The organism is Streptosporangium sp. NPDC023963 (assembly GCF_040639135.1).
Classification (GTDB): domain Bacteria; phylum Actinomycetota; class Actinomycetes; order Streptosporangiales; family Streptosporangiaceae; genus Streptosporangium.
Window position 1 is genome coordinate 95,046 of record NZ_JBEZZK010000021.1, and the last position, 16,499, is coordinate 111,544.

The 16,499-nt window shown below is 70.5% G+C and carries 14 protein-coding genes; 9 read left to right on the forward strand and 5 right to left on the reverse strand.

The genetic code is table 11. The annotated features are described in order from the left end of the window. Positions 1-8: 8 nt before the first annotated feature. Positions 9-506, reverse strand: coding sequence for a VOC family protein (locus AB0F88_RS39200; RefSeq protein ID WP_362696221.1), 498 nt, complete (start codon positions 504-506; stop codon positions 9-11). Between the two features lie 355 nt (positions 507-861). On the opposite strand from AB0F88_RS39200, the gene AB0F88_RS39205 reads away from it, so the two are divergent. Continuing rightward, positions 862-1,953 carry an alanine racemase gene (locus AB0F88_RS39205; protein ID WP_362696223.1) on the forward strand — a complete coding sequence of 364 codons (1,092 nt, stop codon included), beginning with the start codon at positions 862-864 and terminating at the stop codon, positions 1,951-1,953. A gap of 241 nt (positions 1,954-2,194) precedes the next feature. Here the strand turns inward: AB0F88_RS39205 and AB0F88_RS39210 are convergent, their stop codons facing one another. Then, positions 2,195-4,060 carry a potassium transporter TrkA gene (locus AB0F88_RS39210; protein WP_362696225.1) on the reverse strand — a complete coding sequence of 622 codons (1,866 nt, stop codon included), beginning with the start codon at positions 4,058-4,060 and terminating at the stop codon, positions 2,195-2,197. 747 nt (positions 4,061-4,807) lie between these two features. Next, positions 4,808-5,347 carry a DUF4262 domain-containing protein gene (locus tag AB0F88_RS39215; protein ID WP_362696227.1) on the reverse strand — a complete coding sequence of 180 codons (540 nt, stop codon included), beginning with the start codon at positions 5,345-5,347 and terminating at the stop codon, positions 4,808-4,810. A 175-nt stretch (positions 5,348-5,522) separates the two neighbouring features. Here AB0F88_RS39215 and AB0F88_RS39220 point away from each other — a divergent pair, with 175 nt between their 5' ends. The 7 genes from AB0F88_RS39220 to AB0F88_RS39250 all read left to right on the forward strand — a co-directional run bounded on the left by AB0F88_RS39220 (position 5,523) and on the right by AB0F88_RS39250 (position 14,719). Beyond that, positions 5,523-6,305, forward strand: coding sequence for an IclR family transcriptional regulator (locus AB0F88_RS39220; RefSeq protein ID WP_362696229.1), 783 nt, complete (start codon positions 5,523-5,525; stop codon positions 6,303-6,305). 99 nt (positions 6,306-6,404) lie between these two features. Then, complete coding sequence (locus AB0F88_RS39225) at positions 6,405-7,820, forward strand: aldehyde dehydrogenase family protein (RefSeq protein WP_362696231.1); 1,416 nt, start codon at positions 6,405-6,407, stop codon at positions 7,818-7,820. Continuing rightward, positions 7,817-9,430, forward strand: coding sequence for a sugar ABC transporter ATP-binding protein (locus AB0F88_RS39230; RefSeq protein WP_362696233.1), 1,614 nt, complete (start codon positions 7,817-7,819; stop codon positions 9,428-9,430). The genes AB0F88_RS39225 and AB0F88_RS39230 overlap by 4 nt, the downstream gene beginning before the upstream one ends. Further along, positions 9,427-10,416, forward strand: coding sequence for an ABC transporter permease (locus AB0F88_RS39235; protein WP_362696235.1), 990 nt, complete (start codon positions 9,427-9,429; stop codon positions 10,414-10,416). Before AB0F88_RS39230 ends, AB0F88_RS39235 begins: the two co-directional genes overlap by 4 nt. Positions 10,417-10,453: 37 nt before the next feature. Then, positions 10,454-11,440, forward strand: a complete 987-nt coding sequence (locus AB0F88_RS39240; protein WP_362696237.1) for a substrate-binding domain-containing protein — start codon at positions 10,454-10,456, stop codon at positions 11,438-11,440. A gap of 185 nt (positions 11,441-11,625) precedes the next feature. Continuing rightward, entirely contained in the window at positions 11,626-13,587 is a 1,962-nt protein-coding gene (locus AB0F88_RS39245; RefSeq protein ID WP_362696239.1) for a discoidin domain-containing protein, read from the forward strand. A gap of 325 nt (positions 13,588-13,912) precedes the next feature. After that, positions 13,913-14,719 (forward strand): SDR family NAD(P)-dependent oxidoreductase, encoded by an 807-nt coding sequence (locus AB0F88_RS39250; protein WP_362696241.1) that lies wholly within the window; start codon positions 13,913-13,915, stop codon positions 14,717-14,719. Between the two features lie 173 nt (positions 14,720-14,892). Here the strand turns inward: AB0F88_RS39250 and AB0F88_RS39255 are convergent, their stop codons facing one another. Further along, positions 14,893-15,480: a hypothetical protein gene (locus AB0F88_RS39255; protein ID WP_362696243.1), complete on the reverse strand. Its 588-nt coding sequence runs from the start codon at positions 15,478-15,480 to the stop codon at positions 14,893-14,895. 24 nt (positions 15,481-15,504) lie between these two features. Continuing rightward, positions 15,505-15,903: a hypothetical protein gene (locus tag AB0F88_RS39260; RefSeq protein ID WP_362696245.1), complete on the reverse strand. Its 399-nt coding sequence runs from the start codon at positions 15,901-15,903 to the stop codon at positions 15,505-15,507. A gap of 348 nt (positions 15,904-16,251) precedes the next feature. On the opposite strand from AB0F88_RS39260, the gene AB0F88_RS39265 reads away from it, so the two are divergent. Then, a complete protein-coding gene (locus tag AB0F88_RS39265) occupies positions 16,252-16,479 on the forward strand; it encodes a helix-hairpin-helix domain-containing protein (RefSeq protein WP_362696247.1) in 228 nt (75 codons plus the stop codon). The last annotated feature ends 20 nt before the right edge of the window (positions 16,480-16,499 follow it).

A 16,499-nucleotide genomic window follows, 5' to 3' on the forward strand; every position in this document is an offset into this window, starting at 1 on the left:
CTGAACGGCTAACGGGCGCCCTGGGGATCGGCGGCCTCCCCCAGCTCGGTGAAGAGCGTGAGCTGGAGCCCGGCGGGCCCCTCGAGGCGGGAGTTGAGCGAGTTCCACGGGGTCCGGACGGGTTCGGCGACCACCGTCGCCCCGGCCCCGGCCAGCTCGGCGGTGACGGCGGCCGAGTCGTCCACCTCGAACGCCACCCGGATGTGCCCGGCCACCCTCCGCCCCACCTCGACCCGGTCGATGAACTCCGCCTGCGACGGGTCGGCGATCTCCAGGGTGGCCCGGCCCGCCTCCAGGATCGTTACCCGTCCGTCGGGCGAGGAGTACGCGGCCCGCTCGGGCAGGCCGAGCACGTCGCGGTAGAAACGCAGCGCCTCGTCGTAGTCGGCGGCGGTGACGACCAGGCGCAACTCTCGAACGGTCATGACGGCTCCCATGATGATCGCGAATCTCTCGACCACGACAGCACGACCGGTCGCGTCCGGCATTCCCGGTTCGTTCGGCATTTCCGATCCGTGCGGGATGCCCGGCCGCCCGGGGACCCTTCAGGCCACTCGCCGGGGTGGGACGCCCCGGCCGCTCCCCGCTTCCCGCGCCCTCGCCGCGTTCGTGGCCTTCGCCCCGGATGGCCGCCTACCGACGGGCGGCGCGGTACTCCCCGCGCCCTCGACTTTCCCCGACACGGCACCGTATCGACGAACCGCCCGGGCGAAGCGTGTTGGATGTCCACCACACGGATCAGATCGTGGAAGGGGAGGTGACCGCGGTCACGGCCGCCGTCACGCCCGCGCACCACCTGATCGTCGAGACCCGGTTCTCGCCCGTCCGACGTCCCGTACCGCCATGATCGGAGATAACGCAGTGACAGCCACCGTCGCGGCGCAGCCGCAGACCTCGGAGTCGTTCCTGGCCGGGCCGCTGCCCGCATACGTCTACGACCTGGTCGAGCTCGGCGCCCACGTCAGGGACATCCGCGCCGCGCTGGGAGACGTCGAGCTGTACTACGCGGTGAAGGCCAATCCCGACCCGGAGCTGCTGCGGACGCTCGCCCCGCACGTCGACGGCTTCGAGGTCGCCTCGGGGGGCGAGCTCGCGCACGTGCGGGAACACTTCCCGCACGCGCCGATCGCGCTGGGCGGGCCGGGCAAGACGGACGCCGAGCTGTTCGCCGACGTGACCCGCCTGCACGTCGAGAGCCCCGGCGAGCTACGCCGCCTGCTCGCGTCCGGCCGCTCGGCGGACGTGCTGCTACGGGTCAACCTGGACGTCCCGATCGCGGGGGCCTCGCTGGCGATGGGCGGCGGCGCCACACCGTTCGGGATGGACCCCGCCGGGATCGCCGAGTGCGTCGCCCTGCTGGAGGCCCAGAGCGCCGTACGGCTGCGCGGGATCCACGCCCACCTGGCCAGCGGGCTCGACGCGCCCCGGATGCTGGAGCTGGCGGCGGCCGTCCTGGACTACGCGCGGACGCTGGGAGCGGTCGAGATCAACCTCGGCGGCGGCATGGCCGTCTCCTACGCCGACCCCGGCGACCGGTTCGACTGGACGGCCTACGGCGCGGGCCTGGCCGCGCTCCGCCGTCCCGGGGAGACGCTCCGGATCGAACCGGGACGCTCGCTGACCGTTTACTGCGGGAGGTACGTGACGCGCGTCATCGACGTCAAACGCGTCCACGGCGAGCTGTTCGCGATCGTGGCGGGCGGGACCCACCACATCCGCACCCCCGCCACCAAGGGCCACGACCAGCCCCTGATCATGACGGAGGCCGGTGAGCCGATCACGATCGTCGGCCAGCTCTGCACTCCCAAGGACACCCTGGCCCGCCGGGTCCCCATCGCGCTCAAGCCCGGCGACCTGGTGGAGTTCACGATGGCGGGCGCCTACGCCTGGAACATCTCCCACCACGACTTCCTGATGCACCGGAAACCGAGCTTCCACTACCTGAGCCGCTAGGAACCGGCGGGGCCGGGCCGGAGAAAGCCGCCGGCGGGCCCCGACCCGGGTACGGGAACGCCTGCCGGTACGCATATGCTGCGCATCGTCGTTTTCATGTCAGGCAGCACCCAGAGGGAGAAGCTCACCGTGTACAAGGAGTTCGCGATCGAGGCCGTGGTCTGGGTGATCCCCGTCGTAGTGCTGCTCGGGCTCGCTTTCATGATCACTGCCTGACCCGGCAGGGCCCCGCCCCGGCGGGTCAGCGTTCGGCCAGGACGATCACCGAGTCGCCGGGGCCGAGGCGCAGCGGTCGCGACTTGTCCGGATTGAGGACGACGCCGAAGTGCGGGGCCTCGTTCACGCGGTCCGCCAGGCGGTAGCCGATCGCGGTCTCGCCGCGGCGCCGGGCCGACTCGATCACCGAGGCGAAGTCGACCGGCGCCCCGGGGCGGACGTACCGCTCCGCCTGGCGCGGGTAGATCTCCGAACCCCCCGAGTCGAAAAGCTGGCCGAACACGTCGGCCAGGTGCCGGTTCTCGGCGAGCTGGGCCAGCAGCAGGCCGATCACCGTGTCACTGATCACGATGTCGTCGGCCCTGGTGACCTCGGCCAGGCTCCGGTTGTTCTCGTCGTGCATCTCGCTGACGATGGAGTAGCGCTCCCCGAGCGAGGACTGCATGTCGCGCAGCTGGAGCAGGGTCATCAGGGTGCGCGTGTCGGCGTGGCCGGGGCTGTAGCGGTCGTCGGAGAGCACGATCACGTGCTGGTAGACGCCCAGGCCGAGTGAGTCCAGCGCGTAGCGGTCGGAGGTGTCGCACTCCTTGACGTTGACCGTGAGGTTGCTCAGCCCCACGAAGCCGGTCGCCGCGTCGGGGTGGTCGGAGGCGATGTCCAGGACCGAACCCGGCGCGACGTACCCGTCGAGATAGCGGACGACCTGGCGGCCCCGGCCGTTCCAGTTGAGGATCAGGGTGCGCTCGGCGCTCTGCCTGGTGTGCTCGACCATGACGATCGACTCCTCGCGGGCCGAGGGCATGCCGGCGGCCAGGTGGATCATCGAGTCGTCGTTGGCGATCACGATGATCTCGTCGGAGTCGGAGATCACGGTGCTCATGGGCGGGTTCAGCATGACCGTCCCGTCCCGGCGCAGCCCGATCACCGTGGCGGTCTGGTACGCCGGGAGCACGTCGCCGTACGTCATGCCGGCGAAGTCGGGGTCGGAGCGCAGGTAGATCTCCCCGTCGCCGAAGTCGAGCAGGTCCATGCAGACCACGGACATGCCCGACTGCCGCGACGACTGCACGATGAGCCTGGAGGCGGTGTCGTCGGAGTCGACGAGGTGGACGTCGGGACCGCCCGCGAGACGCGCGGCGGCCATGTTGGAGCTCTCGGCGATGGCGGCCACCACCGGCGGGTGGCTGCCCGGCCGTTTGGCCAGGGCGAGCAGCGTCTTGATGACGTGCGCGTCGGGGTCCTCGCCCTGCGGGGAGAGGACGACCACCGAGCGGGCCCCGGCGAGGTTCATCAGGTCGAGGTCGGTCGGTTCGGTGGGCCGCCCGGTCCGGCAGACCAGCCTGGTCCTGCCGGTGTCGCCCGCGAACTGCCGGATCTCGTCCTCCATGGCGATCTTGTCCTTGTCGGCGAGGATCGTGATGACCGACCTGCGGTCGCTCGCGTGCGCCTGGACCAGCTCGCTGACGATCGTGAAGACCTGCTCCGACCAGCCCAGGACCACGATGTGGCCGTTTTCGATGATCCGGGACCTGCCCTTGCGCAGCTCCTCGAACCTGCTCTTGAGGTCGTTGGACAGGACGCCGACCAGGGCGCTGACGATGAAGAGCCCGCCCAGTGACGCGACGAACATCAGGGCGACGAACGGCGCGCTGCCGGTGTCGCTGGCCACCTTCCCCGGGCTCAGCGCGCGCATCAGCGTCATCCACAGCATGCCCGGGGCGCCGTGGTTCTTCGCGGCCTCGTTCGGGGTCAGCCACAGGCTCAGCGCCGTGACCAGCAGAATGAGGCCGAGAGAGACGAGGGCGAGCCATCCGATCAGCGCGGGCGTGCCCCGTGACATGGTGTTGTCGAACCAATAACGCAGGCGTTCCCGAAATGTCGCCCTTGGCACGGAATTCCTCCCCCGTTGGTAAAGCAGAGTCAACAATTGTACAAAAACCACGGGTCGCCGAGTGGGGGGTCGGGTGAACGGGCCGAGGGCCGCCGGCATGGGCGTCCGACGCCTCGCCGGCCGGGAAACCCCACGTGCCGGAAAGTCTCATATGCCGGAAAGCCTCACGCGCCCGGAAATCCTCGCGGGCCAGGGGGCGGACGAGGTGCGCGAGCCGCGCCGGCCCCGCCGAGGCGCGGTTCTCGAGGCGGTTCCCGGACCGTGCCGGGGCCTCGTCCTCCGTCCCCGGGGAAGGGGCCGGAGGCGCCACCAGGAAATGGTCGTGGGCTTTATGCGAGGTTTTCTGGAATAACACCCTGATTCGCCGGGAAACCGTATGAAACGGGGGAGTCGGGTTGTTTAACCGGTTATCCGGGTTTCGGTTCGCCGCAACGCCGGAACCGGATCCGTCGCGATCTCCGGCGTCCCGGCCGGTTCCGGTGGCGCGTCTCCTTCACGGCCGGGTCTCGGGTCGCGGATGGCGTGTTTTCGTCCCGGCCGGTTCCGGTGGCGCGTCTTCGTCCCGGCCGGGTCTCCGGTCGCCGGTGGCGCGTCTTCGTCCCGGCCGGGTCTCCGGTCGCCGGTGGCGCGTCTTCGTCCCGGCCGGGTCTCCGGTCGCCGATGGCGTGTCGCCGTCCCGGTCGCGTTCCCGGTCGCCGGTGGCATGCGGCCACCCCGGCCGGGTCTCCGGCTCCCGGCCCGGGCTCGTCAGGGGAGTTTGGTCCAGGGGCCCGGGGCGTGGTCGTCCTTCGGGATCCACAGCGCGGGCTGGAGCTCACGGAGTGGCGGGGCACAGCCGTCGTTCCAGGGGAAGCGGCCCGCGGCGTCCGGCCAGACGATCTCCATGAAGGGCAGCGGGGGCCGCTGGTAGAAGTGCAGTGCCGTGCCGAACAGCGACCGGTACCAGCTCGTGTCCACCGCTCTCGCGACGACCGGATAGTTCCTGATCACGTCGTCCCGCTCCCGGGCCTCGACCAGGTGGCGCCCTGCGGCGATCTCGTCGGCCAGGGTGTCGAGGCAGTTGCCCATCACGTCCACGCGGAGACCGAACATGGCCACCTCGGGGGAGCGGAGCGTGTGCCACAGCCCGACGGTGAACGCCCAGCCCGGCCCGTCCTCGTCCTCCGGGACCATCACGACCGCCCACCCGCGCTCCCGGACACTCCGCATCGTTTCGAGGCCGGCCTCGTCGAGTTCCACCTCCTGCTCGACGCACAGCAGGCAGTGGCACGCGCTCTGGTGGGACATATGCCTGATCGTAGTGCTTTGTGGTCGTTCATGCCTACAAGTCCGACCGTGCCTGCCCCGCCCCGGCCTCACCTCATGCGGGGGCTATTTGTGCGCGAGGGTTGACAGTGGTTATCGCCGATGTAACTATCGCAAAAATCTTACAAATATCTGAAAATAGATTCGAGTAACTCGAATGAAGAGCGGTCGGAAATCATCAAGCGTCGACAAGGCATTTGAGCTCATCAGTGCCGTGTCCGGAAGCGGTCAATCCGGAATGACCCTGGGCGAACTCGCGGCGCATACCGGCGTCGCCGTCAGCACCGCCCACCGCTATGCCATCTCGCTGCTGGAACTGGGCGTTCTGGAGCGGGACGCCACCGGCGCCTTCCGGCTCGGTGTCACCCTCATCACCCTCGCCGGGCGCTACCTGGAGGAGGACGGGCTCCGCGCCGCGGCCCAGCCGTACCTGGCCGAGCTGGTGGAGATCAGCGGGGAGACCGTTCACCTCGGGGTCCCGGTCGGCCACCACATCGTCTACGTCGACAAGGTGGAGAGCGCCAAGTCGGTGCGCCTGGTCTCCCGGATCGGCAGCCGCGTACCGCTGCACTGCACCGCGATGGGCAAGGCGGTCCTCGCCTTCCTGGACGAGCCGCGCCGCGCCGAGATCCTGGCCGTGCGGGCGGAGCCCCGCACGCCCAGAAGCCTCACCGGCGACGCGCTGCTCGCCGAGCTCGACAGCGTGCGCGACCAGGGCTTCGCGATCGACGACGAGGAGAACGAGGAGGGGGTGCGCTGCATCGGTCTGCCGATCATGAACGCCTCCGGCCGCCCGGTGGGTGCGTTCAGCGTGTCGGCGCCGGCCGGGCGGTTCAGCCTCGGCGACTGCCACCGCCTGGCGCCGGTCGCGCTCGGGATGGCCGTGGACATCGGCCGCCGCATCGGCTACGCCGCCCCCAGGACCCGCAAACCCGCCTGATCCCGCCCTTTCTCAGGATCCGCAGCTCGTAACGCATCCCGCCCCTTCTCAGGATCCGCAGCTCGTAACGCAAGGCTCGCATGGAAGGAAGTGCTACGAATGTCCGCTCTCACCTCGCCGGACGCCTCCGTCATCACCGTCCGTAACCCCGGCACCGGCGAGCAGCTCGGGGAGGTGGAGGCGGCGGGCGCGGAACGGGTGGCCGCGGTCGTCGAGGCCGCCCAGGAGGGCCAGCGGGCGATGGCGGCGATGCCCGCCCACGAGCGCGCGGACCTCCTGCACCGGGTGGCCGACCTGATCGAGGCCGAGCGGGACGATCTCGCCACGCTGCTCGCCGCCGAGAACGGCAAGCCCGTGCAGCAGACCCGGGGCGAGGTCGACGCCGCGATCCGGATCTTCCGCGGGTACGCGGGGGAGGCCACCAGGCTCTTCGGCCGCCAGATCCCGCTCGACGCCGTACCCGGCCTGGAACGCCACCTCGCGGTGACGATGCGCGAGCCCCTCGGCGTCGTCGCGGCGCTGGTCCCGTTCAACTACCCGGTCGAGCTGTACGCGCACAAGGCCGCCGCGGCCCTCGCCGCGGGCAACGCCGTCGTCGTCCAGCCGCCCGCCCGCTGCCCGCTGGCCCTGGTCAGGGTGGCCGAGCTCGTCGAGCGGGCCGGCGCGCCCGCCCACGCCCACCAACTGGTCACCGGGGGCGTCGAGGTGTCCCGGGCGCTGGCGGAGCTCCCCGGGATCGCGGCGGTGAGCCTCACCGGCAGCACCGCGGCGGGCCGCGAGATCGCCCGCCTCGGGGCCGCGACCCTGAAGAAGGTCTTCCTGGAACTCGGCGGGAACGACGCGCTCATCGTCTGCGACGACGCCGACGCCGAGGAGGCCGCCCGGGCCGTCGTCCTCGGCCGCCTGGCCAGGGGGAACGGGCAGATCTGCTGCGCGGTCAAGCGCGTCTACGTCCAGGACGGCATCCACGACGCCTTCGTCGAGTCGCTGCTCGGCCAGACGGCCAAGCTCTCCGTGGGCGACCAGCTGCTCGAGGAGACCGACGTCGGCCCCCTCATCGCCGAGGAGGCCGCCGAGCGGGTCGAGGCCGCCGTCGGCAGGCTCGTCGGGGAGGGGGCCAGGCTCGCCGCCGGGGGCGGCAGGCGCGGCGCGTTCGTCGACCCGGTCGTGCTGGTCGACGTGCCCGCCACCAGCCCCACCTTCGCCGAGGAGATCTTCGGCCCGGTGGCGCCCGTCGCCCGCTTCACCGACCCCCTCGACGCGGTGCGGATGGCCAACGAGTCCCCGTACGGCCTGCACGCCGCGGTCTTCACCCGGGACGTCTCGCGGGCGTTCGCCATCGCGCGGCGCCTCGACGTCGGCGGGGTCGTCATCAACGGCTCGACCGCGCTGCGCGCCGAGAACCTGCCGTTCGGCGGTACCAAGGACACCGGCGGCTACCGCGAGGGCCTGCACGAGACCGTCCTCGACTTCACCCGGCAGAAGACGGTCGTCGTCATGGAGGCGTTCGGATGAGCCTGGAGCTCCGGGGCGTCCGCAAGGACTACGGCGGCGTCGAGGTGCTGCACGGGGTGGACCTCGCGGGCCGTCCCGGCGAGGTCCTCGCCGTGGTCGGCGCGAACGGAGCCGGCAAGTCGACCCTGATCAGGATCCTCGCCGGCGCCCAGCCCATGAGCGCGGGCGAGATGTGGATGGACGGCGAGCGGGTCGAGCTGCGCTCGCCGCACGACGCGCACGCCCGGGGCATCCGCACGGTCTACCAGGAGCTGACCCTGGTACCCCAGCTGTCGGTCACCGAGAACCTGCTGATGGGGCACTTCCCCAGGAGGCGCGGCGGGCTCATCGACTGGGCGGCGGCGCACGCCCGCGCCGGGGAGCTGCTGGAGGGCATCGGCTTCGGCGCGATCGACCCGCGTACCGTCGCGGGCCGCCTGACGGTGGCCAGGCAGCAGATGGTGGAGATCGCCAAGGCGCTGGTGGACGAGCCGCGCGTGCTGGTGCTCGACGAGCCCTCCGCGGTGCTGGCCGGAAGCGACCTCGATTCGCTGTTCGCGCTGATCAGGCGGTTGCAGGAGCGCGGGGTGCTGGTCGTCTACGTCTCCCACCGGCTCGCGGAGGTCCTGGAGCTCGCCACCTCGATCGTGGTGATCAAGGACGGCAGGATCGTCGAGACGACCGAACCCGCCCGTACGGGCGAGAACGAGCTGATCCGCCTCATGGCGGGCCGCCGCCTCGAACAGATCTATCCCGACCGGCGCGCGGACCCCGGCGAGATACGGCTCAGCGTCTCCGGGCTCACCCGCGGGGGCGAGTTCGAGGACGTCTCGTTCTCCGTGCGCTCGGGGGAGATCGTCGGGCTGTTCGGCCTGGTCGGCTCCGGCCGCAGCGAGCTGGCCCGGTGCGTCTTCGGCGCCGAGCCCGCGTCCGCGGGCCAGGTGCGCGTCGTCCGGTCCGGTGCCGGATCCGTGGAGCGGACGCGTGCCCGGTCGGGCGCCGGGTCCCCTTCCGCGGACGAGGCGGGTGCCCGGTCCGGGGCCGGGTCCTCTTCCGGGGGCCGGTCACGCGGCCGGTCCGGGGCCGTCGGCTTCCGTACGCCGGCCGAGGCCATCGCGGCCGGGCTCGCGCTCGTCACCGAGGACCGCAAGCGCACCGGCCTGGTGCTCGGCATGAGCGTGCTCGACAACATCGCGCTCACGACCCTGCACTCGGCCACCCGGGGCCCGCTGATCGACACGGGCCTCAGGCGCAGGAACGTCGCCGACATGATCGACCGGCTGGGCATCCAGCCCTCGGGGTGCGCCTCGATGCCGGTGGTCAACCTCAGCGGCGGCAACCAGCAGAAGGCCGTGCTCGCCAAGTGGCTGCTGGCCGAACCGCGCGTGCTCATCCTCGACGAGCCGACCCGCGGCGTGGACATGGCGGCCAGGGTCGACATCTACCGCATGATCGACGACCTCGCCCGGCAGGGCCTCGCCGTCCTGCTCATCTCCTCGGACCTGACGGAGGTGCTCGGCGCCACCGACCGGGTGCTCGTGATGAACCAGGGGCGCATCACCGGCGACCTGCGTTCGGACCGGACCACGGAGGACGAGATCCTCGCTCACTCGATCGGACTCACGGCATGACCCGCACAGCCCCCGCCGGCCCGTCGGCCTCGATCCCCGGAAGGTTCCCCCGGCTGGTCCTGGCGGGCCGGGACCTCACCGCGCAGGTCGCGTTCGTCACGCTCATCGTGGCGCTCGTCGCGGTGGCGGCGCTCACCTCCGACACGTTCCTCACCTCGCCCAACCTCACCAACCTGCTCAAGCAGATGGTCACCACCGGCCTGCTGGCGTACGGCATGCTCGTGGTGATCCTCACCGGCGGCATCGACCTGTCGGTCGGGTCGGTGGTGGCCTTCTCCGGCATCATCACCGCCGGCCTCGTCTCCGACCTCCCCATCCCGATGGCGACGGTCGTGGGCGTCGCCTGCGGGATCGGGTTCGGGCTGGTCAACGGCGTGCTGGTCGCCCGGTTCGGGCTGGCGCCCTTCGTGGTGACCCTCGCGGCGCTGACCACGATCAGGGGCCTGGCGTTCGTCTACTCCGAGGTGCCGATCACCCCCGAGGACCCGGCGTTCCTCACTCTCGGCTCGGCGATGCTCGGCCCCGTCCCGCTGAGCACCGTGATCATGCTGGCCGTGTTCCTCGCGGGCGGCCTGTTCCTGACCCGCTTCCCGGCCGGCCGCTCCATCGTCGCGATCGGCGGCAACGCCGAGGCCGTCCGGCTCGCGGGCATCAACGTGCGCAGGCACGTGATCCTCGCCTACACGATCAGCGGTGCGTGCGCCGGCCTCGCGGGCGTCATCCTGGCCAGCCGGGTGGGCATCGCCCAGCCGAGCGTCGGGGTCGCCTTCGAGCTCGACGCGATCGCCGCGTGCGTGATCGGCGGGGCGAGCCTGGCGGGCGGGCGCGGGTCCGTGAAGGCCACCTTCGGCGGCGTCCTGGTCCTCGTACTGATCAACAACCTCCTCAACCTGTACGGCGTGCAGAGCTTCTGGCAACAGGTGCTCAAGGGACTGATCATCATCGCCGTCATCCTCGTCCAGCGCGCCAACCAGACGCGTACCTGACGTACCCGCTCCACGACACCCCCCGAGGTATACCGAAATGAACGCCAGAAAACTCAGCGGCCTGCTGGCCGCCGGCCTTCTCGCTCTCAGCCTTGCCTCCTGCTCGTCCAGCGAGGGCGGGCCCTCCACCGCCGCCTCCGCCTCCGGCGACGGCTCCTACACGATCGGCGTCGCCAACTTCATGCTGAGCGGCCCCTACTTCAGCGGCATGGACAAGGCGATCGCCGCCCAGGCCAAGAAGAAGGGCAAGATCGAGATCATCAGCACCGACGCCAACGGCGACGCGGCGAAGCTCGCCTCCAACGTCGAGGACCTGCTGAGCAAGAACGTCGACGCCATCATCATCTCCGGCGGCCCGCTGGAGTCGGCGCCCGCGGCGCTCAACGCGGCCAAGACGGCGAACAAGCCCGTAGTCCTGGTGGACCGCAAGTTCCAGACCGGCGAGTACACCAGCTGGATCGGCCCGGACAACAAGGCGATCGGCGTGCAGAACGGCCAGTTCCTCGCCGAGAAGCTGCCCAAGGGCGGCAAGGTCGCGATCATCAAGGGTGGTCCCGCCGACAACAGCATCGGCCTGGCCCGTACCGAGGGCGTGAAGTCGGTGCTCGCGAGCACCGCGGGCATCACACTCGTCGAGGCCCCCGACTTCGGCAACTGGGGATCCGACGGCGGCCTGACGGTGATGGAGGGCCTGCTGGCGACCAACCCCGACCTCGTCGCGGTGTTCTGCGAGAACGACGCGATGTGCCTGGGCGCGCAGCGTGCCATCGCGGACGCGGGCAAGGCCGAGCAGATCGTCATCGCGGGCGTCGACGGCCAGGCCGAGGCGCTCAAGGCGATCCTCGACGGGACCAACTACCTGGTGACCGGCCTGAACGACGCGGACATCATCGGCGCCATGGGCCTGGACCGGGCGGTCGAGATCCTGGGCGGGGCCAAGGTCGAGAAGGACACCGTGGTGCCCTCCCCGAGGGTCACCAAGGAGAACGCGGCCGAGTACCTCGACCCGAAGGGCGGCTTCTGACGCGCGGCCGTCCGGGGGGACGGCTCGTGGAGTAGGGCCGGTTGTGAACGGCACCCGGGTGGCGGTCGGCGACGCCACCCCGTGGTCGCCCGGTATCGGGAACGGAGGTGCGCACACCCGCGAGGGCGCGGGTCGCGTTCAGGCACGAGCAATGCCTTACTCGTCGAGTGAAGGGCACGTAACCCATGCGAAGAAACGTCAGAGGGGCCGCGCGCAGGGCGGCCCTCGCCGCGGTCACCACGACCGTCGTGGCAATCACCTCGTTCGGGGTCGGCACCCCCGCGACGGGCGACGCCGCGGCGCCGGCCGGGGCCCGTACTCCCGGTCCGAGCACCCCGAGCACCCCGAGCGCGTCCGGTACGCAGGGCAAGCCGGCCACGCCGAGCGCGCAGGCCAAGGCGGGCACGGAGAGCAGGGCGGGTGTGGCGAAGAGCGCCGCCGCCTGGACCTTGCTGCACTCGGAGAACTTCTCGGCTCCCATCAACACGGGCAACGCGCCGTGGGTCAGGGAGAACTACACCACCCCGTTCGACACGATCATGGACGACTCCGGCCAGTGGTACCGCAACGACTACGGGCCGGCCTGGACCACCGCGTTCAACTCCTTCGCCACCTACCGCAAGGAGTTCCCGGTCGGCCAGGGCGGCTGGCTGACGGCTTCGCTGTCGGCCCGCGACTGGAACAAGGACGGCGTCATCGAGTCGCCGCCGTCGATCACCACCGCGACGGTGGGCGGCGCGCCCGCGGCGGTGCTCAACGTGCCCGACCACACCGGCGGGGCGATCTTCCGGCCCACCGACAAGCTGCCCGACCAGTACCGCGTCGAGTACAAGCTCAAGACCATCGACTTCGGCGGCAAGCGGAACGGCTCGATCGAGTACGACGGCAAGGTCAACGGCTACAGCACCCAGGGATGCAAGACGCAGCACCCCTGGGGCGAGGGGTCCAGGAGCCCGGGCTGGAGCGGCAACGCCGCCGCGCCCTACTGCGAGTGGCAGGACGTGCGGTCCGGGCCGTACGGCTACAACGGCTTCCACTTCATGTCGATCGTGGACTTCGCCAACCCCGCCCCGCGGAACAACCACTTCTGGCACTACCGCCGCAAGGTGCTGATGGACTCCTTCTCCCAGCACCCCGACCGGGTCGGCAGCGGCACCGGCGGGCGGGTCTGCAACTCCACCACCAACCAGTACTACAACTACCGCGACGGCAACTTCAACACGGTCAACATGTGGATCAGCGGCCTGCCCAACTGGACGCCGGGGCCCGGCGGCCTCGCGGGCAACTCCCAGTGGTTCATGACGAGCTGCTCCGGCGGCGTGGCCGAGCAGCAGCTGTCGTCGGCGGCCGAGCTCCAGCCCGAGCTGATGCCCAACCAGTCCTACACCTTCGCCATCGAGCGCGACGCCACCGGCTACGTGCTCGAGGCCAGCGGCAACTTCGCCCGGGTCGGGCAGAAGACGATCCGCTTCCACCGCCCCTTCATCGTGAACAACGCGCCGATCTGGCACTACAACGTCAAGCCCGGCGAGTACGACGGCCGCTACAACGCCACCCTCGTCCAGAACGACGTGAACGGCGGCGCGTCCTGGCCGAACCAGTGGCCGGCCGGCTCCCAGTATCCCGACTACTTCGTGATCGGCGACCTCTACACCAACGTCTACGAGGGCAGCGCGAGCCTGACGGACATCCGCCTCTACGTCCCCGAGACGACGCAGCCGACCACCAACCTGGCACTGAACAAGCCGGCCACCGCCAGCAGCCAGTGCGCGGCCGACGAGGCTCCCGCCAAGGCCGTGAACGGCAGCTGGACGGCCGGAAACTCCGACAAGTGGTGCGCGCTGGGCACCGGCAAGTGGCTCCAGGTCGACCTGCAGTCGAACACGCAGGTGGGGCGGTTCGTGGTGCGCCACTCCGGCGCGGGCGGTGAGAAGACGGCCTGGAACACCCGCGACTTCGACCTCCAGGTCAGTACCAACGGCACCACCTGGACGAACGTCGTGAGCGCCCGGGGCAACACCGCCAACGTCACCACCCACACCGTCACACCCGTCAGTGCCCGGTACGTCCGGCTCAACGTCCTCACCCCGACCAGCGACAGCGATACCGCGGCCCGCATCTTCGAGCTGGAGGCCTATGTGAGCTGACGAGGCCCCGCCCGGCCGACGAGCCCCCGTCCGGTGGGCGTCCCGTCGGCCGGGCGCCTGACCCGGCCGATGCTCGTTCGGCCGGCGTCTCGTCCAGCCGACGTCCGGTCATGTCCGGTGTGGATCGCCGGTGCATGTCCGGTGTGGATCGCCGGTCCGAATCCAGCGTGGATTGCCGGTGCATGTCCGGTGTGAATTACCGGTCCGAATCCAGCGTGAATTGCCGGTCCGAATGCTGCCAGCCCGAGCTCGCGTGCCCGCCATAGCTTTGCTCACGTGAAGGGCCCCTCCCTCCGTACGGGGCCCGACGACGAAAGGGCATTCCATGGACCTGCAGCTTTCCGGCCGTGTCGCGGTCGTCACCGGCGCCTCCAAGGGCATCGGCCTGGCCGTCACCCGTACCCTGCTCGACGAGGGGGCCCGCGTCGTCGCCGCCTCGCGCAAGAGCTCCCCGGAGCTGGAGGCGCTCGACGGTGCGAACCTTCTCCACGTATCGGACGACCTGACCGACCCCGAGGCTCCGGGCCGGATCGTGGCGCGGGCCGTGGAGGTGTTCGGCGGGCTGGACATCCTGGTGAACAACGCCGGCGGCCCGCCGCCCGGTGTGGCCCTGCCGCGCTTCTCGTTCCTCGCCCCCACCGACGACGACTGGCGGGCGATGTTCGAGTTCAACCTGTTCTCGGTCGTACGGGCCGTCCGTGCCGCCGTGCCGGTGATGCTCCAGCGGGGCGGAGGCTCGATCGTCAACGTGTCCTCGGGCAGCGCCCGGCTGCCGGCTCCCATGAACGTCGACTACAACGCGGCCAAGGCGGGCCTGAACAATCTCACCAAGGCGTTGTCGGAGGAGTTCGCGCCGCAGGGCATCCGGGTGAACACCGTGTCGCCGGGGCCCGTGCGGACGGCGTGGTGGACCGAGGAGGGCGGCGCGGCCGACATCATCGCCGCGCAGGCGGGCACCGACCGCGACACCGTGCTGAACGGTGTCGCGCCGGAGATGATGAAGCTGACCACCGGCCGCCTCGTCGAGCCGCAGGAGGTCGCCGACGTGATCGCCCTGCTCGTCTCGCCGCGCTCGGCGAGCACCACCGGCGCCGACTTCGCCGTCGACGCCGGTTTCCTCAAGGAGATCTGAGGTCGCTTTCCGCGAGGAGAGGCGAGGTCGCTTTCCTCAAGGAGATCCGAGGCCGCGCGGGCCCGTGGCCGCCGGCCTCTTCGCGGACCGGGTCCTGGTCCTCTGGCCCTGGCTCCAGAAGACCAGAAGGCCAGAAGACCAGGGCCCCGGGCCCCGGGCCCCGGGTGCCGGGTTCAGGCGGGCAGGCCGACCAGCTCCACGTCTCCGGTCAGGAAGGCGGTGAGGAACCTCTCCCGGCCGACGATCTGGAAGATCTGGTCCGCGTACCGTCCATCCACCCCGTAGCCGAGATCCTTCTTTTTGATCGGAGGCACCAGGGTGCCCTCCACGCCGACCATGAGCCTCCTCGTGGACTTCTCGCCCCCGTGGTCGACCATCCAGTTGTAGATCTCCCTGGTGACCAGGTCGTTCTCGGTCGGTACGGCCGTGGTCTTGTCGTATATGTTCTTGAAATAGTCGAAGCCCGTCACGAACGGGTTGTCCTCCCTGGCCGCCACGTACGGTTGCAGCATCTCCCAGGCCACGGACTGGGCGAGCTGCGCGATCATCTCGAAGTCGGACATCTTCTGGAACGCGCGCTCCACCCCGGGCGGCCTGCGCCATATCGCGACCTCCCTGATGAGAAATTCCTGCAGTCGCGGGAGCAACTCCTTGAGGAGAAGCGCCCGGTCGAGCGGGGGCCGTTCACCCGGCGCCCCGGGAGGCGGGGCGCCGTAGCAGGCGGCGGCCCGTTGCCGCGCCTCCTCCGGGAGGCGCGGCACCTTCGCGCCCAGGGCCGCCTTCAGTCATCCGGTGCGGCCGAGCACCTGGAGTTCGAAGCCGTCGCGGTCGGAGAGAGGCATCCGAGGCCGCACCGTGGTGACGTTGTTCACCAGCCAGGCCAACGCCTCCTTGACGTTGAAGCCGGGGGCGCCCGTCTGGTTCACCGCCAGCAGGTTGGCCGCGTACAGCAGCCAGTGGCGGAGCTGCGGATCCGTCAGATTCCCGACCAGGCCGGGGTCCTGGCCGACGGCCTTGTGGATGCTTACGAGCCTCTCCGTCACCCCCGCCTCGTCGAGACCCGCCAGGGCGCTGTGCCGGACGTTGATCTGGAGCGGTCCAAGATTGAGCGTCCGGTCGGCCGGAAGGTCTCGCCGGACCACGGCAAGGGCGTCCTCGGTGGTGGGGATCTGTGGCGTCGACATGCCTGCCTCCGTGCTGCGGATCGGTGGTGGCCCCATCAAATCCGCTCGACGCCGGGTTGGGAACGGCGCGACGGCATGGAATTCGAAGCCTCGCGGCGCGGTCGGGGCAGGGCGTCGCGGTCGTTGACCTGTCCGCACCGGATGTCCCGTTCAACCTGATGATCACGGTGTTCGCCGTATGCGTCTCGCCGTTCTGTCGTAGGGGAATGCGAGACTTGCGAAAACGCGCCACGCGTTCCCACGACGCCGGGTTTCCGCGCAGCAGGGTTCCCACGACGTGGTGTTCTCGTGCCGGGGGGTTTCCCGTGGCGCGGGGCGACCCGCTTACCCGTTCCGCAAGGAGGCATCATGACGACCCGCGACCAGAGCGGCCAGGGAGACGCCCTCATCGACATCCCCGCCAACATCGGACGTCCCGCGAGTAGGGCCCTGGCCGCGGCCGGTTACACGACGCTCGCCCAGGTGGCCGCCACGAGCGAGCGGGACCTCCTGCGGCTGCACGGCATGGGCCCCAAGGCCATCGGCCTCCTGCGCGAGGCGCTCGCCGAACGCGGCCTCGCCTTCGCCGAGCGTTAGGCCCGCGGCCTTCGCCGGGC